A 23,245-nucleotide genomic window follows, 5' to 3' on the forward strand; every position below is an offset into this window, starting at 1 on the left:
CGCAAACATCGGTGATACGGCGCACGTCGGTCAGCACGTCATCCAGACCGGTGATGCCCAGGTCAGGCACGCCAAGGGAGCCGGCAGCCACCCCGCCACCCGACAGGTAGATCGCCTTGAAACCGGCGCGCTTGGCCAGCAGCGCGTGGTTGGCGTTGATCGCGCCGACCACTTGCAGTGGATGTTCGCTGGCGACCGCATCGCGGAAACGCTGGCCTGGTGTGCTCTTGTTCAAACTCATGACTCACCTCGTTTGGCTGTCGGGTTGACGCCGTCCTGGTAGTGACGGGCGATATTGCGTTTGGAGGCGCCGATGTGACGGCGCATCAACAACTCGGCCAGCTCACCGTCACGGTCGGCGATGGCATCGAGAATGCGGTGGTGCTCGGCGAAAGCCTGATGTGGGCGATTGGGCGTGGTGGAAAACTGGATGCGGTACATGCGCACCAGTTGATAAAGCTCGCCGCAGAGCATTTGGGTCAGCGTGCGGTTGCCGCTGCCCTGGATGATTCGATAGTGGAAGTCAAAATCGCCTTCCTGCTGGTAGTAGCCTCTACCTGCCTGAAACGCCTCATCGCGCTCGTGGGTTTCCAGCACCCGACGCAGCTCGTCGATTTCTTCAACGCTCATGCGCTCGGCGGCCAGGCGACAGGCCATGCCTTCCAGGGATTCGCGGATTTCGTATAGCTCCAGCAGCTCGGCGTGGTTGAGCGACACCACCCGCGCGCCGACATGCGGTACGCGAACCAGCAGGCGCTGGCCCTCCAGACGGTGGATGGCCTCACGCAACGGACCACGGCTGATGCCGTAGGTGCGCGCCAGTTCCGGCTCGGAGATTTTGCTGCCCGGCGCGATCTCGCCTTTGACGATAGCCGCCTGAATGCGTCGGAAGACGTTCTCGGAAAGTGTCTCCGTATCGTCTTGCGTAGAAACCGGGGGATCGAGTTGATCCAGCATATTGTCGACACCTTGTGAGACAGTGCCGCAAAAACTAGCGAATACTGGCGCCACAGTCAAAGCATAAATCGATATTGTCGACAATCTTCTGATAACCGGCTGCACCATAACGAAGCAACCCGTCTATTTATAGCCACCGGCCAGCGCTGGCGCCATCAAACCACCGTGCTAGAATGCCGCCCGCATTTGTTTGTCACATCTGCACTGTCTGTCATAAAACCCTGATAGGCATACGAGGGAGCTTGCGCAGCGATGCCAGGGCCTTGAATCAAGTCGTACCGCTGCGCATCAGGATTTATGAGACTCAAGCCCTTCCCTGCCTTCCTTTGTTTCCTTTGTCTGCCTGGTTTCGCAATGGCCGGGGAAAAGACCGTGTATGGCCTTAATGAGTACGCATCGCTCAATGGCATCGATCTGGAAGTGGCGGCCAAACTCGACACCGGGGCGAAAACCGCTTCCCTGAGTGCACGGGATATCAAACGCTTCAAGCGCAACGGCGAGTCGTGGGTGCGTTTTTATCTGGCCATCGACGCCGCCCATTCGCACCCGATCGAACGCCCGCTGGCCCGTGTCAGCAAGATCAAGCGCCGGGCCGGCGACTACGACCCGGAGGAAGGCAAGAAGTACACCGCCCGCCCGGTGATCGAACTGGATATCTGCATGGGCTCGGCCCTGCGCAGCATCGAAGTGAACCTGACCGACCGCAGCGCTTTCCAATACCCGCTACTGATTGGCTCCGAAGCGCTCAAACGCTTCGATGCACTGGTCGACCCCAGCCTTAAATATGCTGCCGGCAAACCCGCCTGCACCACCGACGCTCATACCGCCGAGTAATTTCAATGCGCTCTCTTACCCTTCATCTGAAACTGCTGATCGCCATCCTGGTGGTGCTGGGCATTTCAGTTACGGCCTATCAGATCTTCGTCCTGGGCATCCCGGTGACCGAAGACGCCACTGACGACCTGTGGAACATCGACGCCAAGGTCGAGTTCGTCGCCAGTGCCAAGGACCCGGTCAAGATCCAGATGTTCGTGCCACCGCTGAGCCGCGACTTCGTCAGCCTCAACGAGAGCTTCATTTCCAATAACTACGGCGTGGCCGTGAACCGGGTCGACGGCAACCGCAAGGTCACCTGGTCGGCACGCCGGGCCAAAGGCAATCAGACGCTGTATTACCGCCTGGTGCTGACCAAGCGTTATTCCGGTGAGAAAGCCAAGATCAAAGGCCCGACCTTTCGCGACAGCATGACCATCGAAGGCCCGGAAAAAATCGCCGCCGAAGCCCTGCTCGCACCGATCCGCCAACACTCGGCCGACGTCGAAACCTTCGTCGGCGAATCCATCAAGCGGGTCAACAACCTCAACGATGACAACGTGAAACTGCTGCTGGCCGGTGATCCGTCCACCGCGCACAAGGCGAAAATCGTCGAGTTGTTGCTGTCCATCGCCCACGTCCCGATCGAAAAAGTCCACACCATCCGCCTGGTGGCCGACCAACCGCAAATGCCGGAACTGTGGCTGCGAAGCTTCAACGGCACCGACTGGCTGTACTTCAACCCGGAAACCGGTGAACAGGGCCTGCCGACCGACCGCCTGCTGTGGTGGACCGGCGACGAAAACCTGATCACCGTCGATGGCGGCAAAAAAGCCAACGTGACCTTCAGCCTGAACAACAGCGAAATGAACGCCATTCGCCTGGCCAAGCTGACCGACGAAAACACCGACGCCAACTTCCTCGAGTACTCGCTGTACGGCCTGCCGCTGGAAACCCAGCAGACCTTCATGATCATGGTGATGATCCCGATCGGCGTACTGGTGATCCTGATCCTGCGCAACCTGATCGGCATCCAGACACTGGGCACCTTCACCCCGGTGCTGATCGCCCTGGCCTTCCGCGAAACCCAGCTCGGCTTCGGTATCGCGCTGTTTACCATCATCACGGCGCTGGGCCTGTCGCTGCGCTCCTACCTCGAACACCTGAAACTGCAAATGCTGCCGAGATTGTCGGTGGTGCTGACGTTCGTGGTGGTGTTGATTGCGGCGATCAGCCTGTTCAGCCATAAACTCGGCCTTGAGCGCGGCTTGTCGGTGGCGCTGTTCCCGATGGTGATCCTGACCATGACCATCGAACGCCTGTCGATCACCTGGGAAGAACGCGGAGGCGGCCATGCCATGAAAGTGGCCATCGGCACGCTGTTCGCCGCGTCCCTGGCGCACCTGATCATGACCGTGCCGGAACTGGTGTACTTCGTGTTCACCTTCCCGGCGATCCTGCTGATCCTGGTGGCCTTCATGCTGGCCATGGGTCGTTATCGCGGTTATCGCCTGACCGAACTGGTGCGTTTCAAGGCCTTCCTGAAAAAGGCTGACGCCTGATGTTCGGCTTCTGGAAGACCTGGAAGGCCCTGGAAGCCCGGGGCATCATGGGGATCAATCGGCGCAACGCAGACTACGTGCTCAAGTACAACAAGCGCAGCCTGTACCCGATCGTCGATGACAAGATCATCACCAAGGAGCGCGCCATCGCCGCCGGCATCCATGTGCCCGAGCTGTATGGCGTGATCTCCACCGAAAAGGAAATCGATAATCTCGAGGAGATCATCGGCGGACGTAGTGACTTCGTGATCAAACCGGCCCAAGGCGCGGGTGGAGATGGCATCCTGGTGATCGCCGACCGCTTTGAAGGCCGATATCGCTCGGTGTCCGGCCGGATCATCAGCCATGAAGAAATCGAGCATCAGATTTCCAGCATCCTGACCGGCCTGTACTCCCTGGGAGGTCACCGCGACCGGGCGCTGATCGAATACCGCGTGATTCCGGACCAAATCTTCAAGAGCATCAGTTATGAAGGCGTGCCGGATATTCGCATCATTGTCTTGATGGGTTACCCGGTGATGGCCATGTTGCGTCTGCCGACGCGTCAGTCCAACGGCAAGGCCAACCTGCACCAGGGCGCCATCGGCGTCGGTGTGGACCTGGCCACCGGCCTGACCCTGCGCGGCACCTGGCTGAACAACATCATCAACAAACACCCGGACACCACCAATGCTGTGGATGGCGTGCAACTGCCCTACTGGGACGGTTTCATGAAGCTCGCCGCTGGCTGCCATGAGTTGTGCGGGCTGGGCTACATCGGTGTCGACATGGTCCTGGACCAGGAAAAAGGCCCGCTGATTCTTGAGCTCAACGCCCGGCCGGGGCTGAACATCCAGATTGCCAATGACTGCGGGCTGACGTTGCGTACCCATGCGGTGGAAGCACGACTGGCAGACCTGAAGGCCCGTGGCGTGACCGAAACGGTCAAAGAGCGCGTGGCGTTTGTGCAGGAGATGTTTGGACATATTCCTGCGGTCGAGGGCTGAGGCCCTTCTCCTGTAGGAGCGAGCTTGCTCGCGATGGACCAGAGAGCGCCACGGGGTGTCAGGCTCCCAGCGTCATCGTTCACGCCCATCGCGAGCAAGCTCGCTCCTACACTACATCTCCCTCTAGGAGCAATTCTCCGAGGGGACTACAATCGCCACCCCGCCTCGATGGCTGACTTCCCCCGCCCATGTTGACCTGCTCCGTACACCCGCTGCCCTATCGCGCCAACCCCGCCCAATACTTCGCGGCGATTCGCCATGCCCCCGGTGCCGTGCTGCTCGACAGTGGCCGCCCCAGCGCCGACCGCGGTCGCTATGACCTGCTCAGCGCCTGGCCATTGGAGCAACTGAAGGTATCGCCCGACGAAAGTGGCGACGCTTTCCTGCAACGCCTGCGCGATAACCTGACACGCATGGGCGAAGCCACTCTGCCGGCACCTTATGAGTTGCCGTTTGCCGGTGGATTGATCGGCTACCTGAGTTACGATTTCGGCCGACATCTGGAGCGCCTGCCGAGCCAGGCTCGGGACGACCTGCAACTGCCTGACGCGCGTTTCGGCTTGTACGGCTGGGCATTGATCAGCGATCACCATTCGCTGACCAGTCAATTGGTGTTCCACCCGGCTCTGCCGGACAGCGAGCGTCAGCGCCTGACCGACCTGTTCAGCCAGCCTGCAGCGGAAGTGGGCGCGCCCTTCAAACTGCTCACCCCGATGACTGCCGACTTGAGCGCTGACCAGTATCAACAGGCAATCGAGCGCATCCAGCAATACATACAGGCCGGTGACTGTTATCAGGTCAACTTCGCCCAGCGTTTTCGTGCACCCTGCCAAGGTGATCCGTGGACCGCTTACTGCGCGCTGCGCGCTGCGTGCCCGACGCCTTTTTCCGGTTTCCAGAGCTTGCCTGACGGCGATGCCGTACTCAGCCTGTCGCCGGAACGCTTCGTCAAAGTCAGCCAGCGCCATGTGGAAACCCGCCCGATCAAGGGCACTCGACCTCGGGGCCTGACGCCTGAGCAAGACGCCGCGAACGCCGCCGAACTGCTGGCCAGCCCCAAGGACCGCGCAGAAAACCTGATGATCGTCGATCTGCTGCGCAATGACCTCGGTCGCACCTGCCGCACCGGCTCGGTACGGGTGCCGGAACTGTTCAGCCTGGAAAGCTATCCGAACGTGCATCACCTGGTGAGCAGCGTCACCGGTGAACTGGCGGATGAGCGCGATGCCCTGGACCTGATCGCCGGCAGCTTTCCCGGCGGCTCAATTACCGGTGCGCCAAAGATTCGCGCCATGCAGATCATCGATGAGCTGGAACCGACCCGACGCGGACTGTATTGCGGTTCATTGGTCTACCTGGACGTGCGCGGCGAGATGGACAGCTCCATCGCCATCCGTAGTTTGCTGGTCAAGGACGGGCAGGTGTGTTGCTGGGGCGGTGGCGGGATTGTCGCGGACTCGGAGTGGCAGGCCGAATATCAGGAATCGATCACCAAGGTGAAGGTGTTGCTCGATACCCTGCAAAACCTCTGACACCACACCCGCCCCTGTAGGAGCGAGCTTGCTCGCGATGAACCTGAAAACGCCGCGGGGTGTCAGTCTTGCCGCGTTATCGTTGACGACCATCGCGAGCAAGCTCGCTCCTACAGGAAATGTGCTTACAGGCTCAAGGTCCGGTTCGAAGCCTTGATGAACTCCAGCTTCAACGCTTCAAACGTATGCACCGCCGGGAACTGCGGGAACTCGGCGATCACGTTATCCGGCGCATGGAACAGAATCCCGGCATCGGCCTCGCCCAGCATCGTGGTGTCGTTGTAGGAATCCCCCGCCGCGATCACCCGATAGTAGAGGCTCTTGAAGGCCAGGACCGACTGACGCTTGGGATCTTTCTGACGCAACTGGTAGCCAGTGACTCTCCCGCTGTCGTCAGTAATCAGACGATGGCAGAGCAAGGTCGGGAAGCCCAGTTGACGCATCAGCGGCTGGGAGAACTCATAGAAAGTGTCCGACAGGATCACCACCTGGAAGCGCTCACGCAGCCAGTCGACGAATTCGATGGCGCCGTCAAGCGGCTTGAGCGTGGCGATCACTTCCTGAATGTCGGAGAGCTTCAGGCCGTGCTCGTCGAGAATCCGCAGGCGCTGCTTCATCAGCACGTCATAGTCGGGAATGTCCCGGGTGGTAGCCCTGAGGGATTCGATCCCGGTTTTTTCGGCGAAGGCGATCCAGATTTCCGGGACCAGCACACCTTCAAGATCCAGACAGGCAATTTCCACAAGACACTCCCATTTGTATTGATTATTGAGTCGAGCGAGCAAAAAGACTGCCGAACTCTAGCGACTCGGGCCTGCCTGCGCAACGCAGAGGATGCCCCGGCCCGTGCAGCTTTTTGTTACCATCGACCCATATAGAGCGCCCAGCGCCACCGACCTGTAGGAAGCCGCCCTGATGAGCCCAACGTTCGACGTCGTGGAACTCGCCACGACCTATGCCAACAAATCCGCCCAGGACATCCTGAAACTCGCGTTTGCCGAGTTCGGCGATGACCTGTGGATATCTTTCAGCGGTGCCGAGGACGTGGTGCTGGTGGACATGGCCTGGAAGCTGAACAAAAACGTCAAGGTATTCAGCCTCGACACCGGCCGCCTGCACCCCGAGACCTATCGCTTCATCGATCAGGTGCGCGAGCACTACAAGATCGACATCGAACTGGTATCGCCGGACTACACGAAGCTCGAACCGTTCGTGAAGGAAAAAGGCCTGTTCAGCTTCTACAAGGACGGCCATGGCGAATGCTGCGGCATCCGCAAGATCGAACCGCTGCGCCGCAAGCTGTCCGGCGTGAAAGCCTGGGCCACCGGCCAGCGTCGGGACCAGAGCCCCGGCACCCGCAGCGCGGTCGCGGTGATGGAAATCGACACCGCGTTCTCCACCCCGGAACGCACCCTGTACAAATTCAACCCGCTGGCGCAAATGACCAGCGAAGAGATCTGGGGCTACATCCGCATGCTGGAACTGCCGTACAACAGCCTGCACGAACGGGGTTTCATCAGCATCGGCTGCGAGCCCTGCACCCGCCCGGTGCTGCCGAACCAGCATGAGCGCGAAGGCCGCTGGTGGTGGGAAGAAGCGACGCAGAAGGAATGCGGGTTGCATGCCGGGAATATCATCAGCAAATCCAAAGCGTAAACCCACTGTAGGAGCGAGCCTGCTCGCGATGAACCCGAGAACGCAGCCGGGTATCAGGCACCCCGCGTTATCGTTGACGACCATCGCGAGCAGGCTCGCTCCTACAGTGTTATCTTCAGCTTCAAAAAATGTGTACACAGGAATGTCACCATCAGTGCCATTTATGTGTGCACTTTTTGTTTCTGCGCCCCCAAAAGTTACATTCCTCCGCCTGCCTGGCGCCGCCACTCCCTCCTGAATCCTCTCCTGAAAATAAATACCTGATCAAACAGTCAATTTATATTGATTATTTTTCAGTATCTTGGCGAAAAGCCATAACAAAACGAAATGAGCAGTGCCTTTCATAGAACTTCCGCCTGGCACGGATATGGCTTAAGTGCATACATGTTTTGTATACAATAAATTCAAAACATACACACACTTTAGATCCGCAAGCCTGAAGCGCCCTATCCCGTACAGGCTGCAGATGCCCCGTAACCAATGATATTCGCCACCCGCGACGAAGATTTGTCGAGCCAACGCTCATGCACAGTCATCGCGGCGTCGAGCATCAGGAGCCTGCCGGAATGCGTACTAGTCTCTCCAACAACAATATCGCGCTGGATCTACCCTCCTCCCATTCCACTCACTCGATTGACAATCAGACGCATCACGCCCCCGTGGTGCTCAGCCCCCGACTGCACAACAAGGACCTGGCGCCGACCAAGGCCGAAGGCCGGCGCTGGGGCCGCTACAGCATCTTTGCCCTGTGGACCAACGACGTTCACAACATTGCCAACTACTCGTTTGCCATCGGCCTGTATGCCCTGGGCCTGGGCGGCTGGCAGATCCTGTTGTCCCTGGGGATCGGTGCGGCGCTGGTTTACTTCTTCATGAACCTGTCCGGCTATATGGGCCAGAAAACCGGGGTTCCATTTCCGGTCATCAGCCGGATCAGTTTCGGCATCCACGGTGCGCAAATTCCGGCATTGATCCGCGCCGTTATCGCCATCGCCTGGTTCGGTATTCAGACGTACCTGGCCTCGGTGGTGTTTCGCGTGCTGTTGACGGCGGTCCATCCCGGGTTCGCCGACTACGACCACAACTCGATCCTCGGCCTGTCGACCCTGGGCTGGGTGTGTTTCGTGGCGATCTGGTTCGTGCAACTGGCGATCCTTGCCTATGGCATGGAGATGGTGCGGCGCTACGAGGCGTTTGCCGGCCCGGTGATTCTGCTGACCGTTGCCGCTCTCGCCGCGTGGATGTACACCCAGGCCGATGCGACCATCGCCTGGTCGATCCGTGAGCCGCTGACTGGCGGTGAGATGTGGCGCAACATCTTTGCCGGTGGCGCACTGTGGCTGGCGATCTACGGCACCTTGATCCTCAACTTCTGCGACTTCGCCCGTTCTTCACCGTGCCGTAAAACCATCAAGGTCGGAAATTTCTGGGGCTTGCCGGTAAATATTCTGGTGTTCGCCAGCATCACCGTCCTGCTGTGCGGCGCACAATTTCAGATCAATGGCCGGATCATCGAAAGCCCGACCGAAATCATCGCCTCGATCCCCAACACCTTCTTCCTGGTGCTTGGTTGCCTGGCGTTCCTGATCGTCACCGTGGCGGTGAACATCATGGCCAACTTCGTCGCCCCGGCGTTCGTACTCAGCAACCTCGCGCCCAAGTACCTGACCTTCCGCCGCGCCGGGCTGATCAGCGCGACCATCGCCGTGCTGATCCTGCCGTGGAATCTCTACAACAGCCCGCTGGTGATCGTGTATTTCCTTTCCGGCCTCGGTGCCCTGCTCGGCCCGTTGTACGGGGTGATCATGGTCGACTACTGGCTGGTTCGAAAAGGCCAGGTCAACGTGCCGCAGTTGTACAGCGAAGACCCGAACGGCCCTTATTACTACAGCCACGGGGTCAATTTGCGCGCCGTGGCGGCGTTCATTCCCGCCGCCCTGATCGCCATCGTCCTGGCCCTGGTGCCGGGGTTCCACAGCGTGTCGCCGTTCTCCTGGCTGATTGGTGCCGGCATCGCCGGGATGCTCTACCTGATCATCGCCAAGCGTCAACCGCACTACGCCGACGTCAGCGGTGAAGCCATCGCGGTCGAAAACGTCAGCCATTAACTCCATGGCGGCCCAGCAATGTCGGGCCGCAGAACCATCCGCAATAAGGACTCCCCATGCGTATTCTCGTGGTCAACGTCAACACCACCGAATCCATCACCCAGGCCATCGCCCGCTCGGCGCAGACCGTGGCCTCTCCCGGCACGGAAATCGTCGGCCTCACCCCGCACTTCGGCGCCGACTCCATCGAAGGCAATTTCGAAAGTTACCTGGCGGCCATCGCGGTCATGGACCGGGTGATGTCCTACGACCAGCCATTCGACGCGGTGATCCAGGCCGGCTACGGCGAGCACGGCCGTGAAGGCTTGCAGGAACTGCTCAATGTCCCGGTGGTGGACATCACCGATGCCGCCGCCAGCACGGCGATGTTTCTCGGTCACGCCTATTCCGTGGTTACCACCCTCGACCGCACCGTGCCGCTGATCGAAGATCGCCTCAAGCTCTCCGGCCTGTGGGACCGTTGCGCCTCGGTACGGGCCAGTGGTTTGGCAGTGCTGGAACTGGAGCACGAACCGCAGCGCGCACTGGAGGCCATCGTGCATCAGGCCGAACTGGCAGTGACCCAGGACAAGGCCGAAGTGATTTGCCTGGGCTGCGGCGGCATGGCCGGGCTGGACGAGCAGATTCGCCGACGTACCGGGGTACCGGTGGTGGATGGGGTGACGGCGGCGGTGACCATTGCCGAGTCATTGGTGCGACTGGGGTTGTCGACCTCGAAAGTGCGGACTTATGCAACGCCACGGCCGAAAAACATCATTGGCTGGCCGGGGCGGTTTGCCCGGTAGACCGCGGCGCGGCCATCGCGAGCAAGCTCGCTCCCACACTGGATCTGCGACGCTCACAAATCCCCTGTGGGAGCGAGCTTGCTCGCGATGGCCGCCCCTCGGTTTCAAGACGTGCTCAAAGAGCACTAAACCTCTGCCCCAACCCCCGCTCGGCAAACTGTTCAATGATGAAATCGACAAACGCCCGGGTCTTGCCGGGCAAAAGCTTGTGTTCGGCGTAATAGATGGAGGTGTAGCCGTCGTCGATGTACCAGTCCGGCAACACTCGCTGCAACCGGCCCGTTTCCAGATAGCCCACCGCAAACGGCATGCTCACCAGCGCAATGCCCAGGCCCTGCACTGCCGTGGCGCAGGCTGCCTCGGAGTCGCTCATGGTCATCCGGGCCTTGAGCGTCAACGGGCTATGGTGCTGATGGCGATGGGTCAACTGCCAGGAGCGCACACGACCGGTTTGCGGCGAGCGAATCAGAATCCCGTCATGGTGTTTGAGGTCATCTGGCTCGCTGATCGCCGCATGTGTCTCCAGGTAGTCCTTCGCAGCCACCAACACCCGATGCGCCGGGCTCAACCTGCGCGCAACCACGCCCTGGGGCAGTTCGAAGCCGCCACCGATTGCCGCGTCGAACCCTTGCCCGATCAGATCGACCTGACGGTTATCGAAGTGCCAGTCCGGGTTGATCGCCGGGAATCGCCGCAGAAACTCGCCGAGCATCGGCACAATGTACAAGCAGCCAAATACCGTCCCCATGCTGACTTTCAAGGTGCCCGCCGGCTGCCCTCCGACGCTGGCGAGATTGGCCACGGCATTCTGGATGGTGTGCAGGCTGCTGCTGACTTCACCGAGAAACAACTGACCGGCCTCCGTCAGCGTCAGGCTGCGAGTGCTGCGCTGGAACAATCTGACACCCAGGCGCGCCTCGAGCTTGGCAACGCTCTTGCCCACCGCCGCCGGCGTCAGGCTCAAGCGCCGCGCCGCTTCAGCAAAGCTGCCGACCTCGGCACTGCGCACAAAGCATTCGATACTGCTGAAGGTTTCCATAGGAACCACTATAAACTTTTGGTTTACACAGACTATCGCAACCATGGTCTACACGGCAGGTAATTCAGAACTGATACTAGGCTCCATCAACCGGGACATCTCGCCTCGGGACTTGGAGATCGACATGACTACTCAGAACCTCAGCGGCAAAGTGGCATTGATTCAAGGTGGTTCCCGCGGCATCGGTGCAGCCATCGTCAAGCGCCTGGCTGCTGAAGGCGCAACCGTTGCCTTCACTTATGTCAGCTCGGCGGCCAAAGCTGAAGAACTGCAAGACAGCATCACCGCCAAGGGCGGCAAGGCCCTGGCCATCAAGGCCGACAGCGCCGACGCCGACGCGATTCGCGGTGCCGTGTCCGCCACGGTAGAGACCTTCGGTCGACTGGATATCCTGGTCAACAATGCTGGCGTACTGGCTGTCGCACCACTGGCCGAGTTCAAACTCGAAGACTTCGACCAGACCCTGGCCATCAACGTGCGCAGCGTGTTCATCGCCACCCAGGCCGCCGCCAAACACATGACCGAAGGCGGTCGCATCATCAACATCGGCAGCACCAACGCCGATCGCATGCCCTTCGCCGGTGGCGGCCCGTACGCCATGAGCAAGTCGGCGCTGGTCGGCCTGACCAAGGGCCTGGCCCGTGATCTCGGCCCGCAAGGCATCACCATCAACAACGTGCAACCGGGTCCGGTCGACACCGACATGAACCCGGCCCACGGTGACTTTGCGGAAAGCCTGATTCCGTTGATGGCCGTGGGCCGTTACGGCAAGGCCGAAGAAATCGCCAGCTTCGTCGCCTACCTCGTCAGCCCTGAAGCGGGCTATATCACAGGGGCCAGCCTGACCATCGACGGTGGTTTCGGCGCCTGATGCGTTGAACGCAAACCAAATGTGGGAGCGGGCTTGCTCCCACACTTTCTTTCGTCAGGCCCACTCAAGCGCAGGCAAACCAAAAGCGCCCGGCTCGAACGCCTTCAACGTACGAAGAATGCCATCGGCGTGTACGTACTTTGTGTCGGCCATTGCCGCATCCGGAATCGCAATCGCCGTCATCCCCGCCGCTTTCGCCGCGGTGACACCAAAGGGCGAATCCTCGAACACCAGGCAATCCTCTGGCGCGACGCCCAGACGCCGCGCCGCCGTCAGGAAAATATCCGGTGCCGGTTTGGCTGCGCCCACCTCGGGGTCATCGGCAGTGACGATGAAGTCGAACAAGGCGAACCAGTCGCGATGCAAGGTGGTTTTCTGGCCGAACGACTGGCTCGAAGAACTGGTGCCGACGGCAATGGGAATGTTGTTGGCCTTCAGATGCCGTACCAGTTCCTGTGCGCCAGGCATCGCTTGCGCTGTAGGAAAACGCTCGCGCATCAGCGGCTCGCGGATCACCAGAAACTCTTGCGCAGTAATCGGCAGGTCCAGTGCTTGAACCACATAGCGCGCCAGATCGCCCGCGCCCCGGCCAATGATGTTCTGTTTGATGCTCCAGTCGAACGTCCGGCCGTAACGCGCGGCAATGATGGACGTGACTTCGGTGTAGATGCCCTCTGTATCCAGCAACAAGCCGTCCATATCGAAAATCACGGCCTTGATCGGGCCGAATGCTTTCAGTGGTGCATTCATCGCATCTGATCCGTTTTCCAAGGCATCCCGGGCAGCGCAGGTAGGCCGATGCCTGAATGGATTAAAGGGTTCAGCAGCATAGCGAGCACCGCCGTCTTAGAGCAACGAGGAAATCCCGATCAACGCCGAATGGCCCTCCGTGATTTAGCGAATCGCCCTACAGTGAGCGCCACCTTTCCCGACTTCTTTCGTTACCGATCCCCCGCAGAGTTTCGCGTTCCACATTCCGCCAAGCGAAAGACTGCAGATGTTCGATCCCCAAAAGGTATTGGCATGCCCCGCGAGCGGCCCTCTGACACTTCGCTCCGGCAAGCATGAACACCACGACGACGCCTGCGAACAGGCGAAAAACCCCAACGGCGACAGCGCCGACACCGTCGAGCGCACTGCCACCCACAACTGCTCGGTGTCGATGGTAACCGGCGAAGCACTGCTGCCCCTCACCGACGCCACCCTCGACGGGATCTTGCCGTTCGACCTCATCCGCGTCTATCGCACCAGTGCCGTCGAGCTCGACAGCGGCCTCGGCCTTGGCTGGAGCCATTCGCTGTCCCAGCACCTGGAACTCCACGACGGGCGGGTGCTGTGGATAGACCCCGAAAACCGCCGCACGCCCTTTCCACGACCGACGGCGGAGCGCCCGATGATCCACAACAACCTGTCGCGGGCGGCGATTTACCTCGGCGAGGAGCCGGACGAACTGATCCTCGCCCTGGCCGGCGACCGCGCGCGGTTCTACCACTTTCATGACGGCCGGCTCAGCGCGATCAGCGACGCCTACGGCAACCGCCTGACGGTGCAGCGGGACCGCTTCGGCCGGATCCAGCGCCTGGACAATGGCGCCGACCGCGCCTTGTTGCTGCGTTACGACGTCAAGCACCTGGTGGCCATCGACTATCAGGTGTTTCAGCGCAGTGACCCCGAGGCGTCCACCTGGCGCACCGAGCAGACACTGGCCAGCTACCGCTACGACGCCCGCCAGCGTTTGATCGAGGCAACCAACGCGGCGGGTGAAAGCGAGCGCTACGACTACGACGAGCAAAACGTCATCCTGCAACGGCAACTGGCCGGCGGCGCGAGTTTTTTCTGGGCGTGGGAACGCTCCGGCAAAGCCGTCCGCTGCATTCGTCACTGGGCCTCATTTGCGCAGATGGAGGCGCACTACGCCTGGGACGATCAAGGCTGCGTGACGGTAAACAACGCCGACGGTAGCGAAGAGGTTTACGTTCATGACGACCGCGCACGACTGGTGCGCCAGGTTGGACTGGACGGCGGTGAGCAGCACAAGGCCTATGACGATAAGGGCCATCTGATCGCCGAGCAGGACGCCCTCGGCGCCGTCACCGAATACCATTATGACGAAGTCGGTCGGCTGATCGCGCTGCTTGCAACAGATGCGGCGCCCAGGTCCTGCGAGTATCGCCATGGTTTGCTGCACACCTGCACCCAGGGTCAGGCGACGCGGACCTTTCAGCGCAATGCCCAGGGAGACATCACTGCCATCACCGATCCAGACGGGCAAATCACCCGCTATATCTACGACCCGCAGGGGCGCCTGGTGACGATCCGCCTCCCCGACCAGAGCGGTCACCGGTTTGTCTGGAATGCCTTGGGGCTATTGCTGGAGGAGATCCTGCCGGACGGTGCTCAGCGCACTTTTTCCTACGATGCCTTGGGACGGCGGATTACCCGGCAGGACGAACACGGTGCCGTCACCGGCTATCAGTGGGACGCGGTCGGCCGACTGACCCGGACCACGCTGCCCACCGGCGCCCACCGCGCCTGGCGCTACAACGCGTACGGCCAGGTCACCGCCGAAACCGACGAACTGGGACGGGTGACCCGTTACGAATACGCCGACGACCTGCACTTGGTCAGCCGCCGGATCAACCCCGAAGGCAGCGCACTGAAATACCGCTACAACCATGCGCAATTGTTGCTCACCGAGATCGAAAACGAGGTCGGCGACACCTATCGGCTGGACTACACGCCGGGCGGATTGATCCGACAGGAAATCGGCTTCGATGGCCGTCGTAGCGCGTATGCCTATGATGGCAATGGCCAGTTGCTGGAGAAAACCGAGTTCGGCGACGACGGTTCGCAACTCGTCACGCAGTACCAACGCGACAGCGCTGGACGCTTATTGCTCAAGACCCTGCCCGACGGGATCAAGGTCGAGTACCGCTACGACAGCCTCGGGCGGCTGATCAGCGTCGACGACGGCCATGACCATCCGCTGGAGTTCGAATATGACCGCCAGGACCGGCTGATCACCGAGCATCAGGGCTGGAGCACACTGCGCTACGGCTACGACACCTGCGGTCGGCTCAAGCGCCTGCGCCTGCCGGACGGCTGTGTGCTCGATTACCACCATGCCCGGGGCGGCGCCCTGACTGCCATCAATCTCAACGGTACGCGTCTGACCAGTCATCGTTTTGTCGGTGGGCGCGAACAGCAACGCCAACAGGGCCTGCTGCTCAGCGATTATGCCTACGACGAGCAGGGCCGCTTGCAGGCCCATGCCGTCAGCCAAAAGCAACGACTGCTGTACCGCCGCGAGTACGCCTACAGCGCCAAGGGCAATCTCCTGCAGATTACCGACAGCCGTCACGGCCAACGCCACTATCAATACGATGCGCTCGACCGCCTGACCGGCGTATGCCACCCCCGCGACCAGTTCACGGAGAACTTCACCCACGACCCGGCCGGCAACCTGCTGATCCACGACCGCCCGGGCCCGTGCGTGCTCCAGGGTAACCACCTGCGCCGCCGCTACGAAAGCCACTATGACTACGATGCCTTCGGCAACCTGATCCGCGTACGCCGCGGTACGCCGCCCCAGGTCACCGAATACGCCTACGACAGCCAGCATCGCCTGATCGGTGTCCGCAGCCCGGACGGTAAAAGTGTCAGCTACCGCTACGACGCCTTCGGCCGACGCATCGGCAAAACCGTCGACGGCCAGACCACGCAATTCTTCTGGCAAGGCGACCAGCTCATCGCCGAAAGCGCTCCCCGGCACTACCGCAGTTACGTTTACGAACCCGGCTGTTTGCGCCCGCTGGCGCTGCTCGACGGTAAAGGCCGGGCAGACGCCTGCCCGTTCTACTTCCAACTCGACCACCTCGGCACCCCGCAGGAACTGACCAGCTACGGCGGCGCTATCGTCTGGTCGGCCAAGTACACCGCCCACGGCAAACTCCGCGAACTGAGCCACGGCGACGGCGAACGACTCGAACAGCCGCTACGGTTTCAGGGGCATTACTTCGACGTTGAGAGCGGCCTGCACTACAACCGGCATCGCTACTACCATCCGGACATCGGTCGTTATCTGACGCCGGATCCGGTCAAGTTGGCCGGAGGGTTGAATCCGTATCGGTACACCCAAAACCCGACGGGGTGGGTGGATCCGTTGGGGTCGAGCGGAAATTGCCCGCACGCGAACCAGCCGGGATGCTCGGCGCCGTATGGGGAGGGAGGGGCAAGGATTGATGAGGGGGAGCCCAATGCACCCTCTCCAAAACCTCCAAACCAATACTCACATCGCGCAGACTCAGGCCATGACATACCGAGGACTGGGCGACGGGGGCGTTTGCTCAGGTAGACAACCGGTCAATCCGCCAGCACGATTCGATCAATCCTCGTCCTCTTCCTCATCTTCAAACTCGATATTCCCCACATCGCCCAAATCATCAGCATCGTTAAGCGGCACCGTCGCATCATCCATCAGCGATCCCGGATCTTCATTGCCGGGATCGTTGATAGGTGGCAGTCCGCTCGGGCCCTTTTCTTCCTTGCCTTCGCTTTTCGCAGTCATGGGATGCCTCGCTCAACTAGTGATGCTTTTTGTGGTGCTTGTTCGAGTGTTTATAACCGTTACCGGAATGGGAATGACCGCTGTCACTCCCCAGATCATTGCCGACCGCACCGCCGGCTGCACCACCCAGGCCTGCACCGATGGCCGATCCGGTCGAACCGCCAAGACTGTTGCCGACCACCGATCCACCCGCCGCGCCCAAACCACCACCTACCGCCGCCTCGGTGCGACTGTGCTTGGGCGCGGCAATGGCACTACCGGCCGCTCCGCCGACACCTGCACCAATCGCTGCGCCCGTACTGCCTCCCACCTGACCACCGACAACGTTGCCCAGCACCCCACCAAGACCACCGCCTACCGCGGCATCTCCATTACCTCCCGCCAGCGCCACCTGAGAGACCAGCAATCCAAAAACAATCGCAGGCACCATCAATAGTCGAGCATTCAGGCTTCCGTTTTTTTTGCCGTTGGTTTTCGGGTTCATGGCACGCCTCGCATTCTTCCAGGGTATGGAAGATTTGAGCTGCTGCGGCGTGAAACGTTCATAAATGAAAAAACCCGGCATCAAGCCGGGCTTTTTTCAAATCTGAATCAGGATCAGTGACGCTTGTGACCATTGGCCAGGTTGCTGCCTACGCCGCCGCCCAATGCACCGCCCAGGCCTGCACCGATGGTGGCACCGGACTTGCCGCCAAGGCTATTGCCGATCACCGAACCACCGGCCGCGCCGACACCGCCACCGATAGCAGCGCTGGTGCGATGACCTTTTTTGGCGGCAACTGCGCTGCCCGCAGCGCCAGCCACGCCCGCGCCAATCGCTGCGCCAGTGCTGCCGCCCATTTTCTGGCCGACCACGTTACCCAACGCGCCGCCCAAGCCACCGCCCAGCGCGGCAGTGCCGTCACCAGCCATTGCACCTTGAGCAACCAGAAGCCCCAGAACCAGAGCAGGCAGTGTTAAACGCATGACAAAAACCTCAAAAAATAGGGGTACACAAAAAGGGGGGCGAGATTGAATGCTTTTGCGCGGATAAAGTCCAGCACTCCGGTCCAACTTCGCGATTGGCGACGGTTGGACAGCATTTTTGAAAAAGGTTTTATGACGGACAAAAAAAAGCCCGCTGGGGAAACGGGCCAGGTGTTGCTTTCTAACGGATGAGTCGAGATTACGGAGGATTCTGTGAAAAGTTTGTGAAAGATCAGCGTCTTTGAAAAATTGTCATAAAACTTTTCAGACATGACAAACCGCGCTCTATAACGGGGTCTGCCCAGCGTTCGGTTACTTCCTGACCGGCGCTGTCACCTTGGGTAAAAACTTGCCCTTCAGTACCCGGCACGCCCTGGTCTTGATTTTGTCGACCTCAGTCTGGTCCTCGCCGAAACTGGCCACATACTGGGTCTGACCACACCGCACGGAATTGTTGATCGGAAATTCTGCGCCATCGTCCTCGATATACGGATCAGCCATCTCTTCACCCCTTTCAAAAAGCGCGATCGACATCGGCAAGCCCTTTGCCTGAAGTAATATCGATCGCCAAGGTTTTTCAGACTAGCCGGTCACTAACGGACCTGACGTTCGGATTTCTCCGTGACCGACGAATGGCTTCTCAGCTTTCATCTCAACTTGACCGCAGTCCCGGTCACAAACACCACGACCATCCCGCCCTTGCCCGCCGGCATGCTGATCTCATAATCAAGCCCGACCACCGCGTCCGCCTGAAGCGCCTGCGCCCGCTCCTTGATCTCATCGGTGGCCTGAATGCGTGCTTCTTTCAACGCTCGTTCCAGTGTCTGGGAGCGCCCACCGAAAAAGTCGCGCATGCCGGCAAATACGTCTCGAACAACGTTGATCCCTTGCACCGACTCGGCGCTGACAATGTCCAGGTAGGCGGTAATTTGTCGGCCGTCAATGGAGTGGGTTGTGGTGGTGATCATGGGTGTTCCTTCCTGTTCAGAAATTCAGCCAACGCATCAAACGCCGGCAACGTCACGGGGTCATTGGCCGAGTTGCTGGCCACGGGATGGGATGCGTAGCGGACGATAACCATCTCGGCCTTCGGATCGACATAGATGCGCTGCCCATGAACCCCACGCGCCATGAACGCCCCGCCCGCCTTGTTCGTCACCCACCACATCGACCGATAACTCCAGTCTTTGAGCAATGCGTACCCCGCCTTGGCGAAAGCCTGTTTATCAGCGCCACCACGGATATCGTCGATCACTTCCACTGGCACGATCTGCTGACCGTTGAACCGGCCACCGGTGCGCAACATCTCGCCAAACCGCGCCAGGTCCCGCAACCCCGTATTCAAGCCACCACCGGCAAACGGAGTGCCGATGGAGTCCACGGTGAAATAGGCATCCTGTTCGGCCCCCAATCGACTCCAGATTTTTTCCGACAAAAGCTGCGCGACATTGCGACCAGTGGCGCGAGCAATGACCCAGCCAAGGACATCCGTGTTGACGGTTTTGTAGGCGAACGCTTTGCCGTGCTCACCTTGCAGTTGAACCGTCTGCAGAAACTCGTAGTAACTGCGAGGGCCGTCATAACCCTTGGGTTTGGGCAGCGGATTGCCCGCCTTGGCATGAGCCCAGACCTCGGCGTTCGGGTCCGCGTAGTCTTCGCTGTATTTGAGGCCTGTGGTCATGTCGAGCACCTGCCGCACCGTGGCGCCGCCAAACGCAGAATCCGTCAGTTCCGGGACATATTCGGCAACCCGCTTGCCAGCATCGATGCGCCCTTCCGCCACCAGCATGGCGCCCAGTGTGCCGACCACGGACTTGGTCACCGACATCGCAGCATGCTGGCCGTCCGGTTTCAGCACCCCGAAATATCGCTCGTAGACAACTTTCCCGCGGTGCATGACCACAATGCCATCAGTGTAAGTGGCCGCGAGGGATTGCTCCCAGGTCATCGGCGCCTTGGCCCCAAGCGGGACAAAACTGATCTCGTCGATATCTTTGCGCAGCACTGTCTCCAGTGGAACCGGAGCACCCAGGCCGCGTGAAACGTTGATCGTTGGCATCAGTTGCCGGAAATTCGAAACACTCCAGCGCATTGCCGGGAATTGAAAATAGCTACCGTCTTCAAAACGCACGGTGCGATCAACGGAGGGTGGCGAACCTGCCATCCAGCCGAGTTTGGCGGGGTCACTGGCTTGCGCGTCGGGAAAAGTTGCAGGGGCGGATGCGAGGGCCATTGATGTCATCGCAACTATCGACACAGTCGCGATGAGCTTGGCTGCGCCGCGAAAACTGGCTCGAGGATAGAGCATGATGTCGATTCCCTTCGAAGAAATCGGGCAGTCTAACAGCCGGATTGGCTTGGTGACCGCTTGCGCGGAGAAGTCTGTTGTTTGCCCAATCTCAAACTCAACCCCCAAAAGCCCTGGCATCTTTCGAAACCAAGGGGTTTGTTTACATCGAATTTGGCGGTGAAGCGCCGCTCGGGAGTCCCCCACCCGCGCCAGTGCCAGAGCGCCGCTTTTCCACTGCTATGCTGACAACATCTGTTTCCTACACCGGAGACGAGCAGCATGGCAGCAGAAGGCAAGCATTTGTCGTTAACTTTCAAGGCTATAGCTTACTCGGCTGGAGGCTTCCTTGTCGCTTGGGCTGCGATAAAGCTGATCGACACTTATTTCGACCCGACGTTGTTGGCAGATACCAAGGGCTGGCTGCTTCGTGCGTGGAACTGGCTTCTCTTGGAAACGCCAATACCGAATTGGTCGCTGCTGATGATTATCGCGGCTTTAATCAGCACTCTGACTGTAGCGATTTACTTCTACCGCACTACTGACGGAACTTACGGCGAGCTACACGAGATAGAGCGAAAAGTTTACAAAATGAACAACCCTCAGTTTCCACAGTTGACAGATAACCAAACGCTGCTGATGGAAGCTTTAGCCTATCATGCAAATTTCAGAAAAATTGCAAATTTAGACTCGGTTTGCAAACTTGTCTCACTAAGCAAGCTGGAAGTTGAAGACGGTCTAAAGCAACTCCAGGCTAAACATCTAGTGAAGCAAAAAGTGACGCGGGGGACGTTCGGCGCCACCACTTTTGAACTTACCCTGGCAGGTAAGGACTATGCATTAGAGCGATTTGAGCTAACGTAGCAGAGACACACGGGACGGCGAAGGGTATAGATCGGAGTGACGGAAGGCGGGATGTAATGAGCACTACAACTAAAAAAGAAAAACCCCCGCAAACCATTGATTTGCGAGGGTCTTCAGAATGTGGCGGTGAAGGAGAGATTCGAACTCTCGATACAGTTTCCTGTATACACACTTTCCAGGCGTGCTCCTTAAGCCACTCGGACACTTCACCGTATCTCTTCAAACATGTTCTGTCTGTCGAGGCGCGCTAATGTAGTCGAAAGCTTTTCCGATGGCAAACATTTTTTTCAGAATTTTCATGCGGTTAACGCGATTCAGCGTTTCCGCTCGCTCCGGGCCATGGCAAACCGGCCAATCTCCGGCTTCGTGCCCTCTTCTATATAGAGGGGAATACGCAGCAGGCACGGCGGGCTGCGCCTGGCGGGCAGGCAAAGGGTGACTGGCGGGTCAGTCACGGCGCTTTACCTGGCCTGCAGTGGTGGGTAACGTCTGCCCAACTTTATTGAAAGGAATAGCGTCATGAGTGAGTTGATTTCCTACCATCTCGAAGACGGTATCGCGACCCTGACCTTGAGCAATGGCAAGGTCAATGCCATCTCCCCGGATGTGATTGCCGCGTTCAACGCTGCGCTGGATCAGGCGGTGACTGATCGTGCAGTGGTGATCATTACCGGCCAGCCGGGCATTCTCTCTGGCGGGTATGACCTGAAGGTGATGACGGCAGGCCCTAAAGAGGCCGTGGCGCTGGTGACCTCCGGCTCGACACTGGCCCGCCGCCTGCTGTCGCACCCCTTCCCGGTGATCGTCGCGTGCCCGGGGCATGCGGTGGCCAAGGGTGCGTTTCTGTTGTTGTCGGCCGACTATCGCATCGGTGTCGACGGTGCGTTCAGCATTGGCCTGAACGAAGTACAGATCGGCATGACCATGCACCACGCGGGTATCGAGATTGCCCGTGATCGCCTGAGCAAAGTGGCTCTGCAGCGTTCGGTGGTCAACGGCGAGATGTTCAATCCACAAAGCGCCGTGGCTGCCGGTTTCCTTGATGTGGTGGTTTCGGCTGAAGAACTGCAAGGCGCGGCACTGTCGGCGGCTCGTCAGTTGAAGAAGATCAACATGACCGCGCACAAGAACACCAAATTGAAAGTGCGCAAAGCCTTGCTGGAGGCCCTGGACAACGCGATCATCCAGGACCAGGAACATCTGGTTTAAGCCCGGATCTGCAACAACGAAAAGCCCGACCGTCGTGTCGGGCTTTTTCATACATGCCTTGATTAAACGTCTGTAACCGCTCTAGACCGCATCTGACCAAATGGTCGGAAACATCAGCTCAAACATCGGCCATCTCCCACTTCCCTGGCAGCAATTGCCGAAAACAGTGTACATCCGTACACTGCGCCACCTTTTGTCCCGGTGGGGCCTGTAAATGCTGTTTTTGCTTCGTATGTCATTGATGGGCCTGCACTTTATCGTGGCAGGTGTGCTGGGTGTGATTCTCGGCCTGTGCCGGCCATTCAACCCGGACAACAGCCGTCTATGCGCACGCCTGTATGCCTGGCCGGCCATGTGTATTTTGCGTTTGCGGGTGAAGGCCGAAGTCGGGCCGTTGATGGACAAACCTGACAGCTGCGTGATCATCGCCAATCACCAGTCCAACTACGATCTGTTCGTGTTTGGCAACGTAGTGCCCCGCCGTACCGTGTGCATCGGCAAAAAGAGCCTGAAATGGGTGCCGCTGTTCGGGCAGTTGTTCTGGCTGGCCGGCAATGTACTGATCGACCGTGGCAATGCGCACAAGGCGCGCCAATCGATGTTGACCACCACCCACACCCTGCAAAACAAAGACACCTCGATCTGGGTTTTCCCGGAAGGCACGCGCAACCTGGGTGAGGACTTGCTGCCCTTCAAGAAAGGCGCCTTCCAGATGGCCATTGCCGCCGGGGTACCGATCGTGCCGGTGTGTGTCAGCAGTTACGTCAAACACATGCGATTGAACCGCTGGCGCAGCGGGAAAATTCTGATTCGTTCGTTGCCTGCGATTCCCACTGCCGGATTGAGCCTGGACGACATGCCCATGCTGATCGCCCAGTGCCGCGAGCAGATGCGTGAATGTATCGAATCGATGGACCGGCAACTGCAAGCCGCCTGAATGAAACCCGCCGAGTGCGGGTTTTCTTTTGCCCCTGAACTCTGCAGATTTAGCTGACTCTCAAGCATCGCCAAGGCTAAGCTGAACAATGCCTGCCATTGCGTTT

The 23,245-nt window shown here is 59.5% G+C and carries 22 protein-coding genes, 1 tRNA gene and 1 pseudogene; 12 read left to right on the forward strand and 12 right to left on the reverse strand.

Annotated elements, in window-relative coordinates:
* Together prpB and PMI29_RS29720 are read right to left on the reverse strand one after the other, a co-directional pair.
* Nucleotides 1–241: pseudogene (gene prpB, locus PMI29_RS29725) on the reverse strand (methylisocitrate lyase); the annotation flags it as partial.
* Nucleotides 238–957 carry a GntR family transcriptional regulator gene (locus PMI29_RS29720; protein ID WP_007993019.1) on the reverse strand — a complete coding sequence of 240 codons (720 nt, stop codon included), beginning with the start codon at nt 955–957 and terminating at the stop codon, nt 238–240. The gene PMI29_RS29720 and the pseudogene prpB, both read right to left, overlap by 4 nt.
* Before the next feature lie 297 nt (nt 958–1,254).
* Between PMI29_RS29720 and rloA the strand changes: the two genes are divergently transcribed.
* The 4 genes from rloA (at nt 1,255) to pabB (ending at nt 5,850) form a co-directional block, all read left to right on the forward strand.
* Nucleotides 1,255–1,791, forward strand: a complete 537-nt coding sequence (gene rloA, locus PMI29_RS29715; RefSeq protein ID WP_033051843.1) for a retropepsin-like aspartic peptidase RloA — start codon at nt 1,255–1,257, stop codon at nt 1,789–1,791.
* Between the two features lie 5 nt (nt 1,792–1,796).
* Nucleotides 1,797–3,332, forward strand: a complete 1,536-nt coding sequence (gene rloB, locus PMI29_RS29710) for an osmotic stress tolerance membrane protein RloB (protein WP_007993021.1) — start codon at nt 1,797–1,799, stop codon at nt 3,330–3,332.
* The gene (locus PMI29_RS29705; protein WP_007993023.1) at nt 3,332–4,318 is read left to right on the forward strand and encodes an alpha-L-glutamate ligase-like protein; all 987 of its coding nucleotides are present in this window, start codon (nt 3,332–3,334) and stop codon (nt 4,316–4,318) included. The genes rloB and PMI29_RS29705 overlap by 1 nt, the downstream gene beginning before the upstream one ends.
* Nucleotides 4,319–4,506: 188 nt before the next feature.
* Nucleotides 4,507–5,850, forward strand: a complete 1,344-nt coding sequence (gene pabB, locus PMI29_RS29700; RefSeq protein ID WP_007993025.1) for an aminodeoxychorismate synthase component I — start codon at nt 4,507–4,509, stop codon at nt 5,848–5,850.
* Between the two features lie 125 nt (nt 5,851–5,975).
* Here the strand turns inward: pabB and thrH are convergent, their stop codons facing one another.
* Nucleotides 5,976–6,593, reverse strand: coding sequence for a bifunctional phosphoserine phosphatase/homoserine phosphotransferase ThrH (thrH, locus tag PMI29_RS29695; RefSeq protein WP_007993026.1), 618 nt, complete (start codon nt 6,591–6,593; stop codon nt 5,976–5,978).
* Between the two features lie 172 nt (nt 6,594–6,765).
* Between thrH and PMI29_RS29690 the strand changes: the two genes are divergently transcribed.
* The 3 genes from PMI29_RS29690 (at nt 6,766) to PMI29_RS29680 (ending at nt 10,399) form a co-directional block, all read left to right on the forward strand.
* Nucleotides 6,766–7,506 (forward strand): phosphoadenylyl-sulfate reductase, encoded by a 741-nt coding sequence (locus tag PMI29_RS29690; RefSeq protein ID WP_007971943.1) that lies wholly within the window; start codon nt 6,766–6,768, stop codon nt 7,504–7,506.
* Between the two features lie 566 nt (nt 7,507–8,072).
* Nucleotides 8,073–9,614 carry an NCS1 family nucleobase:cation symporter-1 gene (locus PMI29_RS29685; protein ID WP_007993030.1) on the forward strand — a complete coding sequence of 514 codons (1,542 nt, stop codon included), beginning with the start codon at nt 8,073–8,075 and terminating at the stop codon, nt 9,612–9,614.
* Between the two features lie 56 nt (nt 9,615–9,670).
* The gene (locus PMI29_RS29680; RefSeq protein WP_007993032.1) at nt 9,671–10,399 is read left to right on the forward strand and encodes an aspartate/glutamate racemase family protein; all 729 of its coding nucleotides are present in this window, start codon (nt 9,671–9,673) and stop codon (nt 10,397–10,399) included.
* Nucleotides 10,400–10,514: 115 nt separating this feature from the next.
* Here PMI29_RS29680 and PMI29_RS29675 read toward each other — a convergent pair whose 3' ends face one another.
* Complete coding sequence (locus PMI29_RS29675; protein ID WP_007993033.1) at nt 10,515–11,438, reverse strand: LysR family transcriptional regulator; 924 nt, start codon at nt 11,436–11,438, stop codon at nt 10,515–10,517.
* Nucleotides 11,439–11,562: 124 nt separating this feature from the next.
* Between PMI29_RS29675 and PMI29_RS29670 the strand changes: the two genes are divergently transcribed.
* On the forward strand, nt 11,563–12,309 hold the full coding sequence (locus PMI29_RS29670; protein WP_033051845.1) for a 3-oxoacyl-ACP reductase family protein: 747 nt from the start codon (nt 11,563–11,565) through the stop codon (nt 12,307–12,309).
* 54 nt (nt 12,310–12,363) lie between these two features.
* Here PMI29_RS29670 and PMI29_RS29665 read toward each other — a convergent pair whose 3' ends face one another.
* Nucleotides 12,364–13,059: an HAD-IA family hydrolase gene (locus tag PMI29_RS29665; protein WP_007993036.1), complete on the reverse strand. Its 696-nt coding sequence runs from the start codon at nt 13,057–13,059 to the stop codon at nt 12,364–12,366.
* Nucleotides 13,060–13,471: 412 nt separating this feature from the next.
* Between PMI29_RS29665 and PMI29_RS29660 the strand changes: the two genes are divergently transcribed.
* Nucleotides 13,472–16,663 (forward strand): RHS repeat-associated core domain-containing protein, encoded by a 3,192-nt coding sequence (locus tag PMI29_RS29660; protein ID WP_443216412.1) that lies wholly within the window; start codon nt 13,472–13,474, stop codon nt 16,661–16,663.
* Nucleotides 16,664–16,693: 30 nt separating this feature from the next.
* Here the strand turns inward: PMI29_RS29660 and PMI29_RS29655 are convergent, their stop codons facing one another.
* The 6 genes from PMI29_RS29655 to PMI29_RS29635 all read right to left on the reverse strand — a co-directional run bounded on the left by PMI29_RS29655 (nt 16,694) and on the right by PMI29_RS29635 (nt 20,084).
* Complete coding sequence (locus PMI29_RS29655; RefSeq protein WP_007993040.1) at nt 16,694–16,876, reverse strand: hypothetical protein; 183 nt, start codon at nt 16,874–16,876, stop codon at nt 16,694–16,696.
* Nucleotides 16,877–16,892: 16 nt separating this feature from the next.
* Entirely contained in the window at nt 16,893–17,360 is a 468-nt protein-coding gene (locus PMI29_RS30645; RefSeq protein WP_007993042.1) for a glycine zipper domain-containing protein, read from the reverse strand.
* Between the two features lie 113 nt (nt 17,361–17,473).
* Nucleotides 17,474–17,842 (reverse strand): hypothetical protein, encoded by a 369-nt coding sequence (locus tag PMI29_RS29650; protein ID WP_007988063.1) that lies wholly within the window; start codon nt 17,840–17,842, stop codon nt 17,474–17,476.
* 312 nt (nt 17,843–18,154) lie between these two features.
* Nucleotides 18,155–18,343, reverse strand: a complete 189-nt coding sequence (locus tag PMI29_RS29645; protein WP_032829518.1) for a hypothetical protein — start codon at nt 18,341–18,343, stop codon at nt 18,155–18,157.
* A 146-nt stretch (nt 18,344–18,489) separates the two neighbouring features.
* A complete protein-coding gene (locus PMI29_RS29640; RefSeq protein ID WP_007993045.1) occupies nt 18,490–18,810 on the reverse strand; it encodes a YbjQ family protein in 321 nt (106 codons plus the stop codon).
* Nucleotides 18,807–20,084, reverse strand: a complete 1,278-nt coding sequence (locus tag PMI29_RS29635; RefSeq protein WP_086790145.1) for a serine hydrolase domain-containing protein — start codon at nt 20,082–20,084, stop codon at nt 18,807–18,809. Before PMI29_RS29635 ends, PMI29_RS29640 begins: the two co-directional genes overlap by 4 nt.
* Before the next feature lie 327 nt (nt 20,085–20,411).
* Here PMI29_RS29635 and PMI29_RS29630 point away from each other — a divergent pair, with 327 nt between their 5' ends.
* Nucleotides 20,412–20,993, forward strand: a complete 582-nt coding sequence (locus PMI29_RS29630) for a hypothetical protein (RefSeq protein ID WP_007993049.1) — start codon at nt 20,412–20,414, stop codon at nt 20,991–20,993.
* Between the two features lie 121 nt (nt 20,994–21,114).
* On the opposite strand, the gene PMI29_RS29625 is transcribed toward PMI29_RS29630, so the two are convergent.
* Nucleotides 21,115–21,204, reverse strand: a tRNA-Ser gene (locus PMI29_RS29625).
* Nucleotides 21,205–21,512: 308 nt separating this feature from the next.
* Between PMI29_RS29625 and PMI29_RS29620 the strand changes: the two genes are divergently transcribed.
* Nucleotides 21,513–22,202 (forward strand): crotonase/enoyl-CoA hydratase family protein, encoded by a 690-nt coding sequence (locus PMI29_RS29620; RefSeq protein ID WP_007993050.1) that lies wholly within the window; start codon nt 21,513–21,515, stop codon nt 22,200–22,202.
* A gap of 214 nt (nt 22,203–22,416) precedes the next feature.
* Complete coding sequence (locus PMI29_RS29615) at nt 22,417–23,139, forward strand: lysophospholipid acyltransferase family protein (RefSeq protein ID WP_007993052.1); 723 nt, start codon at nt 22,417–22,419, stop codon at nt 23,137–23,139.
* Nucleotides 23,140–23,245 lie beyond the last annotated feature (106 nt).

The sequence above is a fragment of the Pseudomonas sp. GM49 genome (assembly GCF_000282355.1).
GTDB lineage: Bacteria > Pseudomonadota > Gammaproteobacteria > Pseudomonadales > Pseudomonadaceae > Aquipseudomonas.

What these genes read in the sequence shown, in the direction of transcription:
- PMI29_RS29670 (WP_033051845.1), top strand. Translation starts at nt 11,563, where the DNA reads ATGACTACTCAGAACCTCAGCGGCAAAGTGGCATTGATTCAAGGTGGT.
- PMI29_RS29655 (WP_007993040.1), bottom strand. Translation starts at nt 16,876, where the DNA reads ATGACTGCGAAAAGCGAAGGCAAGGAAGAAAAGGGCCCGAGCGGACTG.
- PMI29_RS29680 (WP_007993032.1), top strand. Translation starts at nt 9,671, where the DNA reads ATGCGTATTCTCGTGGTCAACGTCAACACCACCGAATCCATCACCCAG.
- PMI29_RS30645 (WP_007993042.1), bottom strand. Translation starts at nt 17,360, where the DNA reads ATGAACCCGAAAACCAACGGCAAAAAAAACGGAAGCCTGAATGCTCGA.
- PMI29_RS29615 (WP_007993052.1), top strand. Translation starts at nt 22,417, where the DNA reads ATGCTGTTTTTGCTTCGTATGTCATTGATGGGCCTGCACTTTATCGTG.
- PMI29_RS29620 (WP_007993050.1), top strand. Translation starts at nt 21,513, where the DNA reads ATGAGTGAGTTGATTTCCTACCATCTCGAAGACGGTATCGCGACCCTG.
- PMI29_RS29690 (WP_007971943.1), top strand. Translation starts at nt 6,766, where the DNA reads ATGAGCCCAACGTTCGACGTCGTGGAACTCGCCACGACCTATGCCAAC.
- rloA (WP_033051843.1), top strand. Translation starts at nt 1,255, where the DNA reads ATGAGACTCAAGCCCTTCCCTGCCTTCCTTTGTTTCCTTTGTCTGCCT.
- rloB (WP_007993021.1), top strand. Translation starts at nt 1,797, where the DNA reads ATGCGCTCTCTTACCCTTCATCTGAAACTGCTGATCGCCATCCTGGTG.
- pabB (WP_007993025.1), top strand. Translation starts at nt 4,507, where the DNA reads ATGTTGACCTGCTCCGTACACCCGCTGCCCTATCGCGCCAACCCCGCC.
- PMI29_RS29630 (WP_007993049.1), top strand. Translation starts at nt 20,412, where the DNA reads ATGGCAGCAGAAGGCAAGCATTTGTCGTTAACTTTCAAGGCTATAGCT.
- PMI29_RS29720 (WP_007993019.1), bottom strand. Translation starts at nt 957, where the DNA reads ATGCTGGATCAACTCGATCCCCCGGTTTCTACGCAAGACGATACGGAG.
- PMI29_RS29650 (WP_007988063.1), bottom strand. Translation starts at nt 17,842, where the DNA reads ATGCGTTTAACACTGCCTGCTCTGGTTCTGGGGCTTCTGGTTGCTCAA.
- PMI29_RS29640 (WP_007993045.1), bottom strand. Translation starts at nt 18,810, where the DNA reads ATGATCACCACCACAACCCACTCCATTGACGGCCGACAAATTACCGCC.
- PMI29_RS29635 (WP_086790145.1), bottom strand. Translation starts at nt 20,084, where the DNA reads ATGACATCAATGGCCCTCGCATCCGCCCCTGCAACTTTTCCCGACGCG.
- PMI29_RS29705 (WP_007993023.1), top strand. Translation starts at nt 3,332, where the DNA reads ATGTTCGGCTTCTGGAAGACCTGGAAGGCCCTGGAAGCCCGGGGCATC.
- PMI29_RS29645 (WP_032829518.1), bottom strand. Translation starts at nt 18,343, where the DNA reads ATGGCTGATCCGTATATCGAGGACGATGGCGCAGAATTTCCGATCAAC.
- PMI29_RS29675 (WP_007993033.1), bottom strand. Translation starts at nt 11,438, where the DNA reads ATGGAAACCTTCAGCAGTATCGAATGCTTTGTGCGCAGTGCCGAGGTC.
- PMI29_RS29665 (WP_007993036.1), bottom strand. Translation starts at nt 13,059, where the DNA reads ATGAATGCACCACTGAAAGCATTCGGCCCGATCAAGGCCGTGATTTTC.
- PMI29_RS29660 (WP_443216412.1), top strand. Translation starts at nt 13,472, where the DNA reads ATGGTAACCGGCGAAGCACTGCTGCCCCTCACCGACGCCACCCTCGAC.
- PMI29_RS29685 (WP_007993030.1), top strand. Translation starts at nt 8,073, where the DNA reads ATGCGTACTAGTCTCTCCAACAACAATATCGCGCTGGATCTACCCTCC.